Consider the following 19,004-nt stretch of genomic DNA (forward strand, 5'->3'; position numbering starts at 1 on the left):
ACGCCCGACTGTGAGCAATCGCACTGGCGGCAGGCCGGCGTCGTGCGTTTAAAACCGCCGGACAGCGAACCTAGCTGGCGGACCAGCCGGTAGCGGCGAGCAGCCGCTCCTCAAACATTGGAATCATGGTCTGCACGTAGGTCTTGGAAAGATGGTTGTCGTCCTTGTAGACGTAGACGTTCCCCACAACAGCCGGGCATGTCCCTTGCTCGCAGATGAAGTCGCTCATGTCCATGAGATGGAGCCCTTCAACCTTGCCGACGTAGTCATCCAAGGGTGAGGAAGCCGCCAAGGATTCTTCAAGCGGAACGTTGCAGTCGGGAGAATCCTTGCCCTTTTTTTGGACGCACTCAGGCATGTTAAAGCTGAATCGCGGGTTGTCCCGGACACCCACCACATCAATTCCCAGGTCCGTGAACGGCTTGATGCCTTCAAGGTAACCGGGGACTTCGGTCTCGAAAGGCGCGTCAACGTGCGTCAGCGATGCCACCGTAAACACGGCGTCGGGTTTGTGTTCCAGAACGTAGGCAGAACTCGCCTTATTGAAGTCGTTACAGAACTCCGGGCGTTCCGGCGATTGCGCGCCAAACCGGCACCCACCCTTGAGCAGCGTGACCACTTCCCAGCCGTGCTGCTTGGCAATCGGGCCAAGTGCGGCCATGTACTGCTGGGAGTGGGAGTCACCCAACACCACAATTCGTTTGGTGACTACCTCGGGTTCCTCATTCTGCAGGCATCCCTCCAACACGGGGTCGGTGGGCACATTGTCCCCTGTGCACGCGCCGTCTACGTTGGCCCATTCGTCCTTCATGGCCGCCGGCGCCGGGATGATCAGGGCTTCTTCGCTCGGCTTACCTGCGTAATCCGGGGCCAGCGCTGCCGCGCCGGGCGTCAGTTCGTGAGGCTGATCGGCAATCGCTGCCGCTTCCGCGGTGATGGCGCTTTGCCAGGCGGTGACAGGTAGCGCCAGCAGCGCACCGCAGGCAGCAATCACGACGGCGGCCCGCCAGGACCGCACGTCCGGCCACTTCCAGCTGCGCAAGGGAAGTTCGACGAACCTCGTGGTGGCTACCGCGAGGAGAAGGGAAACCGCCATGATTCCCAAGCCCTGGAGGAGGCTCGGCTGCTTGGTGCCGGAGGCCAGGAGGAAGAACACCAACACCGGCCAGTGCCACAGGTACAGGGCGTACGAGTTGTCCCCCAGCACCACCAGCGGGCGCGAACTCAGGAGACGGTCTGCGCCAAAGCGGCTTCCGCTGTGGCCGGCGACGATCACGGCCGCGGCTGCAAGGGTTGGCCAGAGAGCCACAAAACCCGGGAAGGAACGATCCACGGGGAGCACCAGCCCGCACGCTAGCATCGCAGCAATACCGGCCCAGCCCAGGACGACACGGAGCCGGCGTCCCGGTTTCAGATAGGGAATCGCCAAGGCAAGCAGGGAACCCAGGGCGAACTCCCACAGACGGGCACGGGTATCAAAGTACGCGTATGCCTGGTTGGTGGCGGTCTGCTCCACGGAGAACACGAGCGATGCCAGAAAGACCGCACCGAAGGTGATGAACAGCAGTTGCCTGTGGCCCACGGCCTTCCGCTGCGGGAACAGCCTGGCCAGCAGCGGCTGGGCAAGGCCGACCCCGGCGAAAATCAAAGGCCACAGAATAAACACCTGGCCTTGGACGGATAACGACCAAAAATGTTGGAGCGGGCTGGCGTCCACGTGCTGCTGGGCGTAGTAGTCAACCGCGAAAGCGGCAAGCTGCCAGTTTTGGCGATACATCAGCGATGCCCACGCCTCGGTGAGGACATCCGGCCACCTGCTTTGCGGGATCAATGCCCAGGTGCCGACGAGGATCGCCAGCAGGACAACGACGACAGCGGGCAGCAGACGCTTGAACACGTGCAGCCAGTGCCGCACAAGCCTTAGTGGCGCGCGGCTTTCGAGCTTGCGTGTGAAGGACAATGTCAGAAGGAAAGCCGAAATCAGCAGGAAGACGTCCACGCCGCCGGAAACCTTACCGAGCCAGATATGGTAAGCCGCAACCATCAGCACAGCCAGTGCACGCAGCCCCTGGACTTCGGGCCGGAAGCCTGGTTTGGCCCGGGTCGCGGGCTTTTCTGCGGGAGTGGCCGGTGCGGCGGCCTTCTTCTCCATCATCGCTGCCACCCTGTCGCGGTAAACCACCTTTCATCCAACATGCCTGCCATGCTCTTGACGTAGGTTTTGGTCAGGTGGTTGTCATCCAGGTAGACGAACGTATTACCGATGATCGGCGGGCAATAGAGTCCTTGGCACATCAGGTCGGACATATCCAGCAAGGAAAGGTTCTGGTACTTGCCAGTCACCGCATCAAAGGGGCTGGGTTCGGCCAGGACGTCAGCTTTGAGCGGGCGGCAATCCCGGCTGTCCACCCCCTTGGAAAGGGTGCAATCCGTCAGGCTGTAGGTAAACCGCGGATTGTCACGCACCGCCACTACGTGGATGCCCAGCCCCGTGACCTCGGGAATGAGGTCCTCGAATCCGTGCGTCAGTCTTTCATCAGGCAAGGAGGAAACAGCCGCCGTACCCACCATGAAAAGGGCGTCCGGCGCCTGTTCCCGGATATGGCTGCGCACTTCACTGTTGAACTTGTTGCAGCCCGGCTCGGACTCGGGATCTTCAGTCATAAAGGGGCAGGCCCCGTACAGCAAGGAGTAGAGGCGCCAATGGTGCTGCTCCGCCAGCACTTCCATGGCAGCAAGCCATTGCTGGGAGTGGGAGTTGCCTACAACAAGGACCGTCTTGGTGGCATCATCTCCCACGCCGTTCTGCTTGCAGTTGTCCTGCAGCAGCTGTGATTCGGGTTTCGTGTCACCGGAGCATCCGTTGGGCAGATTGGCCCAGTCACGCCCAATCCTTTCAGCGGTTGGTTGAGTGAGCGCATTCGGAGCTGCTTCATTGACGTACCCGGGCAGGAGGGCCTTCGCGCCGGGGTTATCAAAGACCATCCGCGCCTCCGCAGCTTGCTGGTCCAGGTCCAGGCGGTATTGGAATGCCATCAGGGGTGCGGACACCACGGCCAGGCAGGCCACGATCGCGATGACCGAGCGGCGCCTCTTTACCTCGGGCCATTTCCATTCGCGGAATGGCTTCTCCACGAATTTGGTGGTGAGGAAAGCCAGGATGAGCGACAACGCCACGATTGCCGTGCCGGACAGCCAGCCAGCGTGATCCTTTCCGCTCCAGGCCAAAGCAATCACCAGGATGGGCCAGTGCCAGAGGTAGAGCGCATACGAATTGTCACCGAGCCGTACCAGGAATTTGGAACTCAGTATCCGGTCCACACCGAAACGGCTTCCGGTCTGTCCGGCCGCAATAACGGCCACCGCAGCCAGTGTTGGCCACAATGCGACGAATCCGGGGAAGGCCGTTTGTACTTGCAGCAGGATGCCGCACGTGAGCATCGCCACCACACCAACCCAGCCCATGACAATACGGACAGGTTTGGAAAAGTTCAGGGCGGGAAGAATCAACGCCACCAACGTGCCCAGGGCGAACTCCCACAAACGGGCAAAGGTATCGAAGTATGCCACTGCCTGATTGCTGGCCGTGAAAATGATGGAGTAGACAAACGAGACCAGGAAGATGATGGCAAAGACGTACACCAACGTGGCCCGGTATCGCAGGGCGAAGCGTCGGCACACCAGCGCTGCAGTGGCGAAAATGACGGGCCACAGAATGAATACCTGACCCTGGATGGACAGCGACCAGAAGTGCTGCACAGGGCTGGCCATGCTGTGGTCAGTGGCGTAATAGTCCACGGCCAGATCCTGCAGCAGCCGGTTTTCGAAGTAGAACAGCGACGCCCAGGTTTGCTGGACAATCTCGAACCATCGCGTGGCCGGCAGGAAAATAAAGGTTGCTGCCAGAGTTGACACAAGAACCACGACCACGGCGGGTAGCAGCCGTCTGAACAAGTGCAGCCAGTGCCGCACAAGGTCCATGGGACGGCCTTGTTTGTACCGGCCCGTGAACTGGAGAGTCATAAGGAATGCGGAGATCAAAAGGAAGACATCAACGCCGCCGGAGACCCTGCCGATCCAGATGTGGTAGCTCACCACCATAAGGACAGCCAAGGACCGAAGGCCTTGGATTTCGGGTCGGAATTTGGATTTCGCAACGGGTCCGGAAGCCCGCCTACCGTGGTGGGCAGGGGCTGGAATCGTTGGCGTCGTCACGGTAGGCAGTTCCTCAAAGCTGTGGCACAAAGCATCAATATTACGCGTTTTCAGTCACGCAACCCATGTGGGAGAGTGTTCCCGGCCGCCATTCGATGCCCCATCAGCACAGGTCCAGCCATACATTCTGCCACCCAAACCTGTGCGTGACCTGTGCTGATACTCCTGGCGCTCCTCAACCTTGACGCCCGGCACAACCCACTACGACGTGAGCTATTACACGTTGACGAGGCCGCTGGAACGCGGCGCCGTGACCCGCCCGGCGAGGTATCGGGCGTCCCGGCAGGCACCGGGCAGCGTTGCCGAGGCTGCCGCGAACAGGAACTCCTGGCCAAGGAAGTACAGGCCCGGGACGCTGTCTGCCACTCCCCTGGTCTGCTGCGGTTCCCCGTGACTGTCGAATGCCGGCAGGTTCACCCATGAGTAATCCTCGTGATAGCCAGTGCACCATATGACGTTCGCGGCCTCCACCTGCGTCCCGTCTTCCAGTACCGGGAGTCCGTCCTGCACACCAGCCAACCTGGGATGGAGGCGGACACCGGCAGCGGCCAGGTCCTTGCTCTTGGTGCGGATCAGCGGGGCCGCCATGGATTTGAACTTGGGAGCCGCTTTTCGTCCCATGGGGGTATTGAGGTTGAGCACGTAAAGGCCCAGGAAGCGGACTACCGGCAGGGCAAAACGCGCAGCTGCACGGCCATGCCGCATAGGCATCTCGGCGCTGGGCTTGCCAGCAAGAAGTGTGGGCCGGGAGCGGGCAACTTCAAGGGCAATCTCCGCACCGGAATTGCCCAGGCCCACCACCAGGACAGGGCCTTCCTTTAACTGACCGGGGTTTTTGTAATCCTGAGAGTGCAGCTGAAGGATGCTCCGATCCAGTTCGCCCGCGAAGGCAGGAACTTTGGGGATACGGTGACCACCTGTGGCGATGACCACATTCCTGCTTCTCCATTCGCGGTCTCCCGACCGGAGCACGAAAGCCTCACCCTCAGAGCTGATGTCCTCCACGCGTACGCCGGCAACGTAAGGCAATTCAAAGCGGCGCACATAGTCTTCCAAGTAGTCAGCCAGCTGATCCTTGGTGGGAAATGCCAAGGGGTCGCCGGGGAAAGGTGCGCCGGGAAGGCCGTCATACTTGGCCGGAGTGAAGAGGCGCAAGGAGTCCCAGCGTTGACGCCAAGCATCCCCTGGCCTCTGGTGCTGGTCCAGGATGAGGAAGTTCCTGCCCTGCCTTGCCAACCAGTACCCGAGCGCGAGCCCGGACTGGCCGCCACCCACAATGACGGTGTCAACTTCTGGATTGTGGTGAACGGACATCATCGTCTCCTATCTCGCTTGCAGTGGATCACTGATCTTTGCTGTGACCTGATAGGAGCCACGCTATGAGCGCGGCGCCTGGGTCCGCATCGGTCAAGTGAGCCACTCATTTCCAGCGGGATGGGTATTTCTGACCACTCGCAGTGGTTTTCAGCGAATCAGGCCGTGCTCAAAGGCGTAGCCGGTCGCGGCCGCTCTGGACGGCACCGCGAGTTTGGAAAGAATGTTGCTCACATGCCTGGCCACTGTCTTTTCACTGAGGTAAAGCTCCCGGGCGATGGTTCGGTTGGAGTGCCCACCGGCCACCAGCCGGAGCACTTCCACCTCGCGGTCAGTCAACGGTGAGCTGCCTTTGTTCTTCTCGCCGGTGAGTTCCAGGACCTCTGCTACTGCCGGCATCGCCCCAAGATCTGCCAAGTCGGCTTTGGCAGCCTCGAACTCCATGGCAGCAGAATCGGGATCGCCCAACAGGGCACACGCACGCGCCGCAAGTACCCTGCACCGGGCGGCTTGATAGGGAGCTTCGAGGCTGTACCAGATCCGCCACGCCCTTCTCGCCTCACGAAGCGCGGCCTGGGGCTCGGCTTCGACCAACAGCACCTGGGCAGCGGCATGGGCAACCAGGGCCATCTCCAATGGACGGCCGCCCTGCTGAAGAGGCTCGGACAGTTCGTCCAGCGCGAGCCTGGCAGCAGCCGCGTCGCCAGCGGCAAGTTCAACCTCGACGACGGCAGGCAGCAAGCGACGTCGATTGGCTGGGTCGGCCCCTGCCATCGCCCGCCGCATGGTGGCCTGTGCCTGGGCCGTTTTGTGCTCGGCCAGCTCAAGCAGCGCGATGCCGGGAACAGGTTCGAATCCGGTCCCGGCAGCTATGGCGTAGGCTTTCCCCGCTTCCACCAGGAAACCCTGCAGGCGAAGTACTTCGCCCTGTTGATACCAGGATCCAAACGTGGCATCCGGGTCGCCCTTCCGCACCCTGCCTTCGGCGGCCCGCGCCACCGACAGGGCCTCTTCCCACGCTCCGTGAAGTATCAACAGTTCGGCACGGTAAGCCTGGCATTGTCCACTGAACATCACCATGTCCGGGCGATCCCCGCACCAGCGTTCCAAGGCCGCAGTCCACTCGTGGGCGCGGCGCACATCGTTGGAAAGACGACAACTGCCCAAGACTGCACAGTAGATGATCCCTGCGGGGATGGGAGAGACCTCACCTGAGGTGACAGAGACCATCACTTCATCCAAAAGCTGCAAACCTTCTTCCACGTGCCCGAGGGAAACGCGGGTGGTGCCGACACCGAGCCGGCCCAAGGCCTGGAGGTCTTTGTCGTGGAAGGAGGTTCCCAGCTCCAAGGCTTTGGCGAACAGACCGTGTCCAGCTGCCGGGGCTCCACTGCGCAACAAACCGAGGGCCGCTGGAATCATGAGGTATCCCTCGGCTGCACAGGGACCTGACATACCTTCCAGCACGTGCTTGGCACGGGACAACCACCCGTTTCCACGGGCCGGCTCTCCCATGTCCATCAGGAACATAACCAGCCAGGCCGCACACCTCGCGGCATTGTCAGTGTCTCCCATGGTCAGGAATTCGTCGTGCGCCCGGGTCAGGTACTCAATGCTTTGGCTATTCAAGCCAAGCAGCATCGCCACAGATGCCGCCAATTCGATGTCCTGCGGAGGGAGTCCGCCCTCTGAATCGGCGCGGGTGAGGCACTCAAGCGCATCGCGCCAACGGCGCTCGTGGAAGGCCGAGCGTCCCAAATCCAAGTCTGTGTCCGGAACTGTCATGGCTCACCTTGCGACCGGGAACAGACCGAATGACGCACCCAAGCCGCCCTAGTAGCGTCAGGTTACCGCCGCCGTCGTACGCTCACAATAGCCGCCCCGCGGAAAGCCGCAGACAACAAAAGCCCCGGTCAACGTGACCGGGGCTTCTGTTAAACCAGGCCGTTAGTGCTGGTGGCCTGCGTGTGCGTCTTCTTCCTCAGCCGGCTTTTCGGCAACCAGGGTCTCGGTGGTGAGAACCAGAGCAGCAATGGAAGCGGCGTTGCGGAGAGCCGAACGGGTGACCTTCACGGGGTCGATCACGCCAGCGGCGATCAGGTCCTCGTACTCGCCGGACTTGGCGTTGAAGCCGTGGTTTGCTTCCAGCTCGGAAACCTTGGCAACAACAACGAAGCCGTCGAAGCCAGCGTTCTGGGCGATCCAGCGCAGCGGCTGGACCAGGGCGCGGCGGACGATGCCCACAGCAGCTGCTGCGTCACCCTCCAGCGCCTTGACGGCCGGGGACTCGTCCAGTGCCTTGAGGGCGTGGATGAGAGCGGAACCGCCACCGGAAACGATGCCTTCTTCGAGGGCTGCACGCGTGGAGGAAACAGCGTCCTCGATGCGGTGCTTCTTTTCCTTCAGCTCAACCTCGGTGGCTGCGCCAACCTTAATCACGCCGATGCCGCCGGCCAGCTTGGCCAGGCGTTCCTGCAGCTTTTCCTTGTCCCAGTCGGAGTCCGTCCGGGTAAGCTCGGCGCGCAGCTGTGCAACGCGGTCAGCGACGTCCTCAGCCGTACCGGCACCATCAACAATGGTGGTGTTGTCCTTGGTGACTGTGATGCGGCGTGCGGTACCGAGTACCTCGAGGCCAACGGTGTCCAGGCTCAGGCCAAGGTCCGGGGAAACAACCTGGGCGCCCGTCAGCGTGGCGATGTCCTGGAGCATGGCCTTGCGGCGGTCGCCGAAGCCCGGAGCCTTGACGGCAACAACGTTGAGCGTGCCGCGGATGCGGTTGACGATCAGCGTGGACAGGGCTTCGCCTTCAATGTCTTCAGCAATGATGAAGAGCGGCTTGTTTGCCTGCAGGGCCTTCTCCAGCAGCGGCAGGAAGTCCTGCAGCGAGGAAATCTTGCCCTGGTTGATCAGGATGAGGGCGTCCTCGAGGACGGCTTCCTGGCGCTCAGCGTCGGTGACGAAGTACGGGGACAGGTAGCCCTTGTCGAACTGCATGCCCTCGGTGAGGACCAGTTCGGTCTGGGTGGTGGAGGATTCTTCAATGGTGATGACACCATCCTTGCCAACCTTGCCGAACGCTTCGGCCAGCAGTTCGCCAACCTCGTCGCTCTGTGCGGAGATGGCTGCGACGCTGGCAACCTGGGTGCCTTCGACTTCGCGGGCATTCTCCAGGAGGCGGGCGGCTACTGCTTCAACGGAAACCTCGATGCCGCGCTTGATCTCGCCCGGAGCGGCGCCGGCAGCCACGTTGCGCAGGCCTTCCTTGACCAGGGCCTGTGCCAGCACGGTGGCCGTGGTGGTGCCGTCGCCGGCAACATCGTTGGTCTTGGTGGCTACTTCCTTGGCCAGCTGTGCGCCAAGGTTCTCGTAGGGGTCATCAAGCTCAACTTCACGGGCGATGGTTACGCCATCGTTGGTGATGGTGGGTGCGCCCCACTTCTTGTCCAGCACGACGTTGCGGCCGCGCGGACCAAGCGTCACCTTGACAGTGTTGGCGAGCTTGTCGATACCGGCCTCAAGAGACCGGCGGGCAGCATCGTTAAAAGCAAGCTGCTTTGCCATGGTTGTGTCCTTTCAAGACAGAAAACCCGCACCGCTGGCGGCTGGAATCATTCCAACTCGACGGCGGTGCGGGGCTCCGGGAAGTTACTTTACGACGATCGCAAGGACGTCGCGGGCGGACAGAACGAGGTACTCGTTGCCGCCGGTCTTGACTTCGGTTCCACCGTACTTGGAGTAGATGACGACGTCGCCAACAGCTACGTCAACCGGTACGCGGTTTCCGTTGTCATCGAAGCGGCCGGGGCCGATTGCAACAACTTCGCCTTCCTGCGGCTTCTCCTGTGCGGAGTCCGGAATGACCAGGCCGGAAGCCGTGGTCTGCTCTGCTTCGAGCGGGCGAACAACAATACGATCCTCAAGAGGCTTAATCGAGACCGACACTCGGACTCTCCTTTTCATGAGCTGATTCATGGACTAAGAACTAGGGTGCCTGGGCGTTCAACCGTCGTCGCGGTGCCGGAGAACGCTTGGCGTAGTTAGCACCCTCCGGGGGAGAGTGCTAACAAGACTCTATGTAAGCGTTAGCACTCGGTCAAGGTGAGTGCCAGCATTTCGTCATGGGTGAACGTCCCTTACCTGCCCGTCAGGTCGTCCAGATCGTAGTCTTCGCCGTCGTCATCCTCATCCAGCGGAGCATTGCCGCGGTTCAGGTACAGCACCACGGCGGCGGCTATAGCCACGATGCCGGAGATCACCAGCGTGATAATTCCACCGGTCCGGGCGCCGCTGTAAAGTTCGCGGATGCCCCGCGCTTCATCGGTGGCGTCATTGACGCTCTTGCCGGCCACCGAGTAAGTAGCCGCATTGAAGGAATCCAACGCGAAGATAATGATCAGCAGGCCGATGCAGACCACCGCGATCACGACCCCCGCTATCAGGGCGGGGCGCGCAATCTTCGTCAGGGAGGGGTGCGGTGCTGCGTTGTCTTCCATGAAAACAACCCTATCCGGCTGATTCGCCGGTCACGCTGTCAAGCGCCGCGCCGTTAGGCTTGATTCCATGCCTCACGCACCGCAGGAACAGATCGCACCCTTGCTGACTACTGAAGGATGGGAACTTCTTGCCTCACTGGGACCCTATCGGGAGGCCGATTCCTTCAGCGTCAACGCAGACCTCCGCAAAGCGGGTCACTCCCCGGAGCTGGTAGCTGCGGTCCTCACGCAATCCAGGCTGCGGACGCGCGCAGAGGCAAAGTTCGGCGAGTTTGCCCGGCAGATGCTCTTTACCCAAGCCGGCTTGGAGCAGGCAACGCGATTGAACGTCGCAGCCCGTCACGCCGAGCGCTTCGCGAAGGCCGGCATCTCGCACGTTGCAGACCTGGGCTGCGGCCTTGGCGCCGACTCCATGGCGATGGCGTCAATGGACATTTCCGTGACCGCGGTTGAGATGGATGAAACCACCGCCGCCTGCGCCACCATCAATCTCATGCCCTTCCCGCATGCCACCGTGGTGCACTCCGACGCAACAACCGTGGAATTGGACGGGGTGGACGGCGTATGGCTGGATCCCGCCCGGCGAACCACGTCCACCTCCGGAACCAAACGGATCTGGGACCCTGAAGCCTTCTCTCCCCCGTTGTCCTTCGTGGAACGCCTGGCGGCTACCGGCCGCGCCATCGGCGTCAAGATGGGTCCCGGCATCCCGCATGAGTCCGTGCCTTCAGGCTGCGAAGCCCAGTGGGTTTCGGTAGGCGGCGACGTCACCGAAGTGACCCTGTGGTTCAACGCAGTGTCCCGCCCCGGCGTGCGTCGCGCCGCGCTGGTGATTGGCGGCCAAGGCGCCGCTGAGATCACCAGCGGCACGGATTTCGACGGCGGCCCGGTAGCCGCCGTCGGGCCTGTAGAAGGTTTCCTCTACGAACCCGATGGTGCGGTGATCCGCGCAGGACTGGTGGCCGACGTCGCCGAACGGCTGGGCGGGCACCTGGTGGACGAGCACATTGCCTACATCTGCGCGCCTGCGCTGCACGACACTCCCTTCGCCCGTGCCTACAAGGTTCTTGAGGTGATGCCCTATAACGTCAAGGCCCTCAAGGCTTGGGTCAAGGCCAACGGGATCACTGTGCTGGACATCAAGAAGCGCGGCACGGCAGTCACTCCCGAGGAACTCCGGAAGCAGTTGCTGCCCGCCAAACCGGATAAGTCCCTTGGGACGAAAACAGCCACCCTGGTCCTCACCAGGATCGGCGAGGAGAGAGTGGCTGTTGTGGTGGAACCGGTCACTGCCTAGCAGTCAGCGGCACCCGGCAGTCAGCGGCGTGAAAACTCCGAGGCTTCGCGGACCTGCTCAGGGCTAGGGCGCACGCCGGTGTAGAGGACAAATTGTTCCTCGGCTTGGATGGCAATAACTTCAGCGCCCGTGATCACCTTCTTGTCCGCCTTCCGGGCAGCACTGATAAGTGGCGTCTCGGACGGCAAAGCCACGACGTCAAACACTACTTGCGCCGCGGCTATCGTGGCGTCGTCGAAGGACTGCGCTGTTTCGTCCGCACCTGCCATTCCCAACGGCGTGACGTTGATGATGAGATCAGCTGTGGAGCCGTTGACGTCATCCTGCCAGGCGAAGCCGTAAAGATCTGCCAGTGCACGGCCGGTGTCCTCGTTGCGGGCCACGATGGTGACGGCGGTGAACCCGGCGTCCCGAAGTGCTGCGGCTACGGCCTTGGCCATACCGCCTGCACCGCGGAGGAGCACGCTGTGGCTGCTGGGAACCTGGTGGTCCTTTAGCAGCCGGGCAATGGCGATGTAGTCCGTGTTGTAGGCAGTCAGCACGCCATTGTCGTTGACGATGGTGTTCACCGAATCAATGGCCTTGGCCGACGGGTCCATCACGTCAACCAACGGGATGACGGCTTCCTTGTAAGGCATGGACACCGCGGCGCCCCGGATGGGGAGGCCGCGGATGCCAGCCACTGCAAGGGTGATGTCCGCAGGGGCGAATGCTTTGTAGACAAAGTTCAGGCCGAGCAGATCGTATAAATAATTGTGGAACCGGGTGCCGATATTGCTGGGCCGGGCCGCAAGCGAAATGCACAGGGACATGTCTTTGTTCAGGATTGGCATTCCCCCATTAAACACGCCCCCTTATCACCGACGTGCGGTTAGCCCTGCCGCGCCTTCATCCGCGGATTGTTCTTGTTGATGACGAAGGTACGCCCGCGCCTGCGCACAATCTGGGCGCCGGGGATCTTCTTGAGGGCACGCAGCGAATTCCTGACCTTCATGGTGTTTCTCCTTTGGTTGGGTGGTTGGTTTAAAGGGCGTCGCTGAGTTCCAGGGGGTCGTCCCACACGCCGAAATCCTGCTGCATTTCAGCTTGGGTGAGTTGGCAACCGTCCAAGAGCCCGCGAAATTCCCGGGCGTCGATGTCCTCCGAAAGGCCGGTGATCGCCAGCACAGTTCCACGGTCGCCGCGGCTGGGATGCCAGTCCAGGACAGAGTCGACGTCGGCACCCGCCTTTCCGGGGTGCGCCTGGCCAGGTTCGGCCGAGTCCGCCAGCCATTTCCCGGTACTTTCGAGCCAGACCCTAGGCCCAATACCTTGGACGGCGATCCTTGTTTTCGGCGCTGATGCGATCCAGAGGCGGCCTCGCAGCCAGTGCGTTCCGGCGGCCAGTTGGGGCAGGGCTTCGCGGAAGCGTCCCGGATGCAGCGGCCGACCCACTTTGTGGAGCACCGTCCGGTAGGACCCACCCCCATCGCTGACGGGCACACGCACGACGCCGGGACGGTTGCGTGCCGCCGCTTCAGCGTCGTCGAAGCATCCCGGCCTGTAGGCGTCAGCGGCGCCAATGACGCCTGCGTGGGACGCCAACTGGCCAAGCAACTGGACACCCAACTGCCACTGCGAAGTGCCTTCGCGAGGTTCGCCGCTCAGCACTGCACCCAGGCCGGGGTGCACCATCACCGTATCCACCTGCCCGAACTCGCCGATCAGGAATTCTCCGCTGGTTCGCTCATCTGTGGGCATGGACGTAAACCCGGACTCGAACAGCGTGTGACGGTCCCAAATATGGTCATCCAAGTCCGCAGGGTCCAAAGCCAGTACGGCGTTGTCTATCACCGCAGGGCGGCTCAGGCCACGCCGAAGCTCGCCAACGGCCATGCCGGCCGCAACGCCGGGAGGGAGGCCCAGCACTACATGGTCGAAACCGCAGGAGGCGAGACGTTCCGCCGTCGGGACTACATCTAATCTGACAGTGCAGCTGAGGCAACCATGCTCCAGAACTGTGGTTTCGCGCTCGAACAACTGGCCGTTCCGGTATACCCGCCGCAGGACCATCGAGCCATCAAGGAGATCGTGAAGGACCACCACGGAATTGGCGTGGGTTTGGCCGAGCCGGGCAGCGGCGGACTCGCGGCATTGGGTGTCCAAGGAACTGACAACTGTGAGATGCATGCAGCGATTCTATTGAGAAGCATTCTCAATAGCAAATGACGGGACTTTCCCCCTCGCAAGACCACAGCAGAAACCTGCGTTCCAGCTGCATTAGACTTGTTCCGACCGCTGGCGGCCCCACAGCGGGGAACCGTGTCCGGCTGAGACAAGACAAATGAGGGGACTACGTGCAGATTGATTTTGCGCCATCCAGGCAATCGACACTGGGTGTGGAATGGGAGTTGGCGCTCGTCAATGCACGCACCGGGGAACTGGTATCAGTGGCCAACGACGTCCTCAAAGGCGTCGCCGCGAACCACCCCGACCTCAACGAGGACGACGAACACCCCCATATCAAGCGCGAACTGCTCCTCAATACGGTGGAACTGGTCACCGGGATCTGCGAAACAGTCAAAGACGCCAAGGAAGACCTCAGCCGCTCCCTGGCCGCCGTGCGTGAAGTCACCGATCCCATGGGCGTCGAAGTGTTCTGCGCAGGCAGCCACCCCTTCAGCCCTCCCCTGCTCCAGCCCGTCACGGACAAGGAGCGTTACGCCAAGCTCATTGAGCGGACCCAATGGTGGGGACGCCAAATGGTGATCTACGGTGTTCACGTCCACGTGGGCATCGACCGCAAGGAAAAGGTCCTTCCCATCCTGGACGGGCTGGTCAACTACTTCCCGCACTTCCAAGCCCTGTCCGCCTCAAGCCCTTACTGGGCCGGAGAAGAGACCGGCTACGCCTCCCAGCGTGCGCTCATGTTCCAGCAGCTTCCCACCGCAGGCCTCCCCTTCCAATTCGACACGTGGGAAGCGTACGAGTCCTATGTCCAGGACATGTTCACCACCGGCGTCATCGATGCGACCTCAGAAATCCGCTGGGACATCCGCCCGGTGGCCAACCTTGGGACCATCGAGATGCGCATCTGCGACGGGCTGGCCACTCTTGAAGAAGTAGGAGCCATTGCCGCGCTGACCCAATGCCTGGTGGACGAGTTCTCCTCCATCCTTGATGCAGGCGGCAGCATCCCCACCATGCCGCCCTGGCATGTGCAGGAGAACAAATGGCGGGCCGCGCGTTACGGCATGGAAGCCATCATCATCCTCGACGCCGAAGGCAACGAGCAGCTTGTCACAGAGCACCTCACGGAGACCGTCGCGCGGCTTGAGCCCGTGGCAGCAAAGCTCGGCTGCTCCGAAGAATTGGCAGACGTCCTGAAGATCATTGAGCGTGGGGCAAGCTACCAGCGCCAGCGCCGCGTCGCCGCCGAACACAACGGTGACCTGCAGGCAGTGGTCATGGACCTCGTGCACCAAATGCGCAAAGGACCTGACGCCTAGTTCCCTGTTTGCCTGAGTCTGAATCTCAGGCGGGCACTGACACCGTGGTCACCGGCATGGAGGAATCCGGCGCGAAGGAGACTCCGCTGGGGCCGATGCCGGCCATGATCAGCTGGGCACCGAGCGCTGCAACCATGGCGCCGTTATCCGTGCACAGGTCCAGCGGCGGGACGTGGAGCTTGATTCCGGCGGAAGTACAGCGCTGCCCGGTCAGTTCCCGGAGCCGCGAGTTCGCTGCTACACCCCCACCGAGCAAGACGTCCGTGATGCCATGCTCTTTGCAAGCCAGGACTGCCTTGGAACTGATGACGTCCACCACGGCTTCCTGGAACGCTGCGGCAATGTCCGCCACGGGGACTTCTTCGCCACGGGCTTCGAACTGCTCAACGCACCGGGCCACCGCTGTTTTCAGGCCGCTGAAAGACCAGTCGTAGCGGTGCGGCCCCTTCTCCTCCGCCGTACCCATGTACTTGGGCTGAGTGAGTCCGCGCGGGAAACGGATGGACTTGGGGTTACCCTGGCGCGCCAGTTTGTCGATTGCGGGCCCACCCGGATACCCGAGGCCAAGGATGCGGGCCACTTTGTCGTAGGCTTCGCCGGCGGCGTCGTCAATGGTTGAACCGAGGAGTTCGACGTCGTCCGTGATGCTGCGGATGCGCAGGATTTCCGTATGCCCGCCCGAGACCAGGAGGGCTCCGAGGTTCTCCGGCAGCTTGCCGGCTCCCAAGCCGGCGGCAGCACCGGCGTCGTTCTTTCCCTCAGTTCCTTGACGTCCGTTCAGGAGTCCCACGCCCACATGCGCCACCAGGTGGTTGATGGCGTACAGCGGTTTTCCCGTGGCCACAGCCAGCGCCTTGGCAGCACAGACGCCTACCATGAGCGCACCTGCCAAGCCGGGACCGGATGTCACGGCAATGGCATCAATCTCGTCCAAGGTGACACCGGCTTCATGCAGCGACTCCTGCAAAGTGGGCACAAAAGCGTCCAGGTGCGCGCGCGACGCGATCTCCGGGATGACACCGCCGAAGCGGACATGCTCATCCATGGACGAGGACACGGTGTTGGTCAAGAGGGTGGTCCCCCGCACGATCCCCACGCCGGTCTCATCGCAGGAAGACTCGATGCCCAGCACCAGCGGCTGCTGCTGTGACTGTTCCGGATACTGCCCGCTCACGCCGTGGCTCCTTCGTGGGACTGTGGTTTGTTCAGTTCAAGACGCATGATCAGGGCGTCCGTGCCGTCCCGGTAATAGCGGGGACGCACGTGGATCTGCTCGAAGCCGAACCGCAAGTACAGCTGCTGGGCGCGGGGGTTGTCCGCCCGGACTTCCAGCAGGACGTCTGCCGCACGGCGGCGACGCGCTTCATCAATCAGTTCAGTCAGGACAGCCGAACCGATGCCCTTGCCCTCGAATTCAGGCACGACGGCGATCGTCTGGACGTCCGCGATCGGCTCAATACACATCAACCCGGCGTAGGCCACGATCTCCCCGGAAACCTCCGCCACCACATAGCGCCGGGTCTCCGGCTGGGCCAATTCGTCGAAGAACATCTGCAACGGCCAGGCATCCACGGGGAACAACCGGCGCTCCAACGTCTCCACTGCCGGGATATCAGCCTCGGTCATGTCCCGCAGGGAAAGACCGGCGAGTTCCAGCTTGGGTGAGAATTTCCTTTCCGTCACAGCGCACGCTTCCTGGGTCCAGGCACCTGGGCATCGGATTCGCGCAGATACAACGGTGTAGAGTCCAGCAAGGTCTGACCGGCCGTGAGCTTTGCCAAAGCGAACTGCCCCAGCGAGGCCGCGTCCGGCTGGGTCTGAGCGAAATCAACGTCCGCAGTGAGGACATCGGCGTACAAACCTGCACCCGCCCCAAACACCGGCAAGTCCGGGAGCTCGGAGGCGAAACCCACATGAGGGCCGTCCACGAGTTCCGGAAGCTGTCCGTCAGCCAGCACATAACGGGCCCAATAAACCTCTTTGCGTCGGGCATCGGTAGCCACAAGGAACTCGGGTGTGGAGGCCGTTGACTCCGCAACTTCCAAGGCAATGGCGTCCAGGCTCATCAGCCCATACAACGGCTTGTTCCAAACGTAGGCGAGGGTGCGGGCCGTCGCAATGCCCGAACGGAGCCCGGTGAACGGGCCGGGTCCCACACCCGTGACGATCGCGTCAATGTCAGCGCCGGTGACACCGGCACCGGCCAAAAGCTTTGCGATCCCGGGAGCAAGGACTTCGGCGTGGCTGCGGGTATCCTCCGTGGCGAAAGATTCCACCACGGACTCCATGGCATCGTCCGAAATCAGCGCCGCACTGGCAACCGCTGACGTATCAATGGCCAGGATCAGCATTAGAGGCCTTTCACAGGTGACGTAGTTTCAAGGACCTGCGGCGCTTCGGCCCAGCGGGGACCGAATCCGCGGAAAACAATGGTGCGGGGCTCGTCGTCGTCATCGGTGTCGAAGTCCATAACGTCCCCGTCCGTGGTGGGCGCAGCGGCTGCCCCGCCAACGGACCGGTGCAGGTCAACCTCCAGACGGCTGTCCGAGAGATGCTCCACCCGGTCCCTGCCCCACTCCACCACGGTGACCGCTGTATCCATGGTGTTCTCAAGATCGATGTCGTCGATCTCCGCTGCCGAGTCCAGCCGGTAAGCATCAACATGGACCAGGTCCGGACCACCAGGCCTGGGGCCATCCGGGAGATTTGGGTGGATCCGTACCAGGACAAACGTTGGCGAAATGATGCCTGCACGCACCCCCAGGCCTTCGCCAAGTCCCTGGGTGAACGTCGTCTTGCCCGCACCCAGCTCGCCTGTCAGGACCAGGAGATCCCCGGCCTCAAGCACCCCGCCCACAGCCGCTGCGAGCGCGTGTGTCTGTTCCGCCGTCGTGACCGTGAGCGTGCGCTCCCACTGGGCGTCGCTCACAGCGTTGCCGTTCCAGCTGCGTCATTGAGGGCCGCTGGTGACTCCGGCGTGGCGGGCATTTCGTTGACGTAGCTGCGAGGGACCCGGGGGCTGATGCGCGTCACGATTTCGTAGTTGTTGGTTCCTGCTGCGGCCGCCCAATCATCGGCGGTGGGGCCACCGTCTGCTCCATTACCAAACATGACAGCCTCGGCACCCTTGAGGCCTGCCGCCTCCTCCGACGACAGGGGTCCGAGGTCGATGACCATCTGGTCCATGGCGATCCTGCCAACAACCGGATACGTCGTGCCGTTTACCCGTACAGGACCCCCGGTGGCGACCCTGGGGACGCCGTCCGCATAGCCCAGCGGCACCAGGCCCAGCGTGCTTTCCTCGCTGGTCCGGTAATTGAGTCCGTAAGAGACGCCTTGGCCTTCGGGTACCTTTTTGCAGTTGGACAGGAGAGTCCGGACAGTCATGGCGGGATGCAGGCCCAATTCGGCAGATGTGGCCCCTTCGAAGGGCGAAAGTCCGTACACACCGAGGCCTACGCGGACAAGGTCGAAGTGAGAGTCGGGCCGGGACAAAGCCGCCGGCGTGTTGGCTATATGCCGGACCTCGGTGTCAACGCCGGCGTCCTCGGCCATGGCGATTGCCTCGCGGAAGACGGCCAGTTGATGGTCCGTTTCGGGGCGTTGCGGCTCGTCTGCAACGGCCAGGTGCGAGAAGATACCCACCACCCGCAGGAGGCCCTGATCCTGGTAGTCCATGGCCTGTCCCAACAGCTGGTCCCAGTCCGCAATGGTGCAGCCGTTCCGGCCCAGTCCCGTGTCCACCTTGAGATGCACGCGCGCGGGGCGTTCCTGTTCCCGTGCTGCGGCGACAACCGCTTCCAGCTCCCAACCGGAGATCCCGACGTCGATGCCGGCGGCGACTGCCGCTTGGAAGTTGCTTTCGCGGGTGTGCAACCAGGCGAGGAGCGGGGCCTCGACTCCGGCGGCGCGCAAGGCGAGCGCCTCGGAAATGTGGGCGACACCCAGCCAGGCAGCTCCGGCGTCGAGGGCTGCCCGCGCCACCTGCACGGCACCGTGCCCATAGGCGTCCGCCTTCACCACAGCCATGACAGCGGCCGGGGAGGCAATGCCCACGAACTGACGAACGTTGTGCCGCACGGCGTCGAGGTCGATGACGGCGGAGCGCTCCAGCACCGCTGACTTTGCTATGGAGGCTTTCGTCCCGATCCCGATATCTGCAGCTGCTTCGTAAGTCACCCTAGAGATTCTAGTGCT

Annotated in this window: 17 protein-coding genes; 2 read left to right on the forward strand and 15 right to left on the reverse strand. The window is 62.4% G+C overall.

The genetic code is table 11. From position 1 onward, the window contains the following. Positions 1-70: 70 nt before the first annotated feature. From ACZ5J0_RS13510 to ACZ5J0_RS13540, 7 genes are all read right to left on the reverse strand, one after another. On the reverse strand, positions 71-2,155 hold the full coding sequence (locus ACZ5J0_RS13510) for an acyltransferase family protein (RefSeq protein WP_464093291.1): 2,085 nt from the start codon (positions 2,153-2,155) through the stop codon (positions 71-73). After that, positions 2,152-4,215: an acyltransferase family protein gene (locus ACZ5J0_RS13515; protein ID WP_464093292.1), complete on the reverse strand. Its 2,064-nt coding sequence runs from the start codon at positions 4,213-4,215 to the stop codon at positions 2,152-2,154. The genes ACZ5J0_RS13510 and ACZ5J0_RS13515 overlap by 4 nt, the downstream gene beginning before the upstream one ends. A 216-nt stretch (positions 4,216-4,431) precedes the next feature. Continuing rightward, a complete protein-coding gene (locus ACZ5J0_RS13520) occupies positions 4,432-5,529 on the reverse strand; it encodes a flavin-containing monooxygenase (RefSeq protein ID WP_223940617.1) in 1,098 nt (365 codons plus the stop codon). A 150-nt stretch (positions 5,530-5,679) separates the two neighbouring features. After that, the gene (locus tag ACZ5J0_RS13525) at positions 5,680-7,314 is read right to left on the reverse strand and encodes a helix-turn-helix transcriptional regulator (protein ID WP_464093293.1); all 1,635 of its coding nucleotides are present in this window, start codon (positions 7,312-7,314) and stop codon (positions 5,680-5,682) included. 162 nt (positions 7,315-7,476) lie between these two features. Continuing rightward, on the reverse strand, positions 7,477-9,090 hold the full coding sequence (groL, locus tag ACZ5J0_RS13530; protein ID WP_062073085.1) for a chaperonin GroEL: 1,614 nt from the start codon (positions 9,088-9,090) through the stop codon (positions 7,477-7,479). 84 nt (positions 9,091-9,174) lie between these two features. Then, the gene (gene groES / locus ACZ5J0_RS13535; RefSeq protein ID WP_011775524.1) at positions 9,175-9,471 is read right to left on the reverse strand and encodes a co-chaperone GroES; all 297 of its coding nucleotides are present in this window, start codon (positions 9,469-9,471) and stop codon (positions 9,175-9,177) included. A 191-nt stretch (positions 9,472-9,662) separates the two neighbouring features. Then, positions 9,663-10,022 (reverse strand): hypothetical protein, encoded by a 360-nt coding sequence (locus tag ACZ5J0_RS13540; protein WP_250820151.1) that lies wholly within the window; start codon positions 10,020-10,022, stop codon positions 9,663-9,665. A 67-nt stretch (positions 10,023-10,089) separates the two neighbouring features. On the opposite strand from ACZ5J0_RS13540, the gene ACZ5J0_RS13545 reads away from it, so the two are divergent. Then, the gene (locus tag ACZ5J0_RS13545; protein WP_464093294.1) at positions 10,090-11,319 is read left to right on the forward strand and encodes a THUMP-like domain-containing protein; all 1,230 of its coding nucleotides are present in this window, start codon (positions 10,090-10,092) and stop codon (positions 11,317-11,319) included. Between the two features lie 20 nt (positions 11,320-11,339). Here the strand turns inward: ACZ5J0_RS13545 and ACZ5J0_RS13550 are convergent, their stop codons facing one another. Genes ACZ5J0_RS13550 through ACZ5J0_RS13560 form a run of 3 tightly spaced genes read right to left on the reverse strand, consistent with a single transcriptional unit; the run spans position 11,340 to position 13,488 of the window. Continuing rightward, complete coding sequence (locus ACZ5J0_RS13550) at positions 11,340-12,152, reverse strand: shikimate 5-dehydrogenase (RefSeq protein ID WP_142938411.1); 813 nt, start codon at positions 12,150-12,152, stop codon at positions 11,340-11,342. Positions 12,153-12,190: 38 nt separating this feature from the next. Next, complete coding sequence (gene ykgO, locus ACZ5J0_RS13555; protein ID WP_011775528.1) at positions 12,191-12,313, reverse strand: type B 50S ribosomal protein L36; 123 nt, start codon at positions 12,311-12,313, stop codon at positions 12,191-12,193. Positions 12,314-12,342: 29 nt separating this feature from the next. After that, positions 12,343-13,488, reverse strand: coding sequence for a GTP-binding protein (locus tag ACZ5J0_RS13560; protein ID WP_223940620.1), 1,146 nt, complete (start codon positions 13,486-13,488; stop codon positions 12,343-12,345). 167 nt (positions 13,489-13,655) lie between these two features. Here ACZ5J0_RS13560 and ACZ5J0_RS13565 point away from each other — a divergent pair, with 167 nt between their 5' ends. Then, positions 13,656-14,807: a glutamate--cysteine ligase gene (locus ACZ5J0_RS13565; RefSeq protein WP_142938409.1), complete on the forward strand. Its 1,152-nt coding sequence runs from the start codon at positions 13,656-13,658 to the stop codon at positions 14,805-14,807. Between the two features lie 25 nt (positions 14,808-14,832). Here the strand turns inward: ACZ5J0_RS13565 and tsaD are convergent, their stop codons facing one another. The 5 genes from tsaD to alr are packed head-to-tail and all read right to left on the reverse strand — an operon-like array spanning position 14,833 to position 18,986. Next, positions 14,833-15,981, reverse strand: a complete 1,149-nt coding sequence (tsaD, locus tag ACZ5J0_RS13570) for a tRNA (adenosine(37)-N6)-threonylcarbamoyltransferase complex transferase subunit TsaD (RefSeq protein ID WP_250820148.1) — start codon at positions 15,979-15,981, stop codon at positions 14,833-14,835. Next, entirely contained in the window at positions 15,978-16,433 is a 456-nt protein-coding gene (gene rimI / locus ACZ5J0_RS13575) for a ribosomal protein S18-alanine N-acetyltransferase (RefSeq protein ID WP_166840869.1), read from the reverse strand. Before rimI ends, tsaD begins: the two co-directional genes overlap by 4 nt. Before the next feature lie 53 nt (positions 16,434-16,486). Continuing rightward, positions 16,487-17,158 (reverse strand): tRNA (adenosine(37)-N6)-threonylcarbamoyltransferase complex dimerization subunit type 1 TsaB, encoded by a 672-nt coding sequence (gene tsaB / locus ACZ5J0_RS13580; RefSeq protein WP_223940622.1) that lies wholly within the window; start codon positions 17,156-17,158, stop codon positions 16,487-16,489. Beyond that, positions 17,158-17,736, reverse strand: a complete 579-nt coding sequence (gene tsaE, locus ACZ5J0_RS13585; protein ID WP_464093295.1) for a tRNA (adenosine(37)-N6)-threonylcarbamoyltransferase complex ATPase subunit type 1 TsaE — start codon at positions 17,734-17,736, stop codon at positions 17,158-17,160. Before tsaE ends, tsaB begins: the two co-directional genes overlap by 1 nt. Next, on the reverse strand, positions 17,733-18,986 hold the full coding sequence (gene alr / locus ACZ5J0_RS13590) for an alanine racemase (RefSeq protein ID WP_464093296.1): 1,254 nt from the start codon (positions 18,984-18,986) through the stop codon (positions 17,733-17,735). The genes tsaE and alr overlap by 4 nt, the downstream gene beginning before the upstream one ends. Between the last annotated feature and the right edge of the window lie 18 nt (positions 18,987-19,004).

Source organism: Arthrobacter sp. DualSoilB13, from assembly GCF_055389195.1.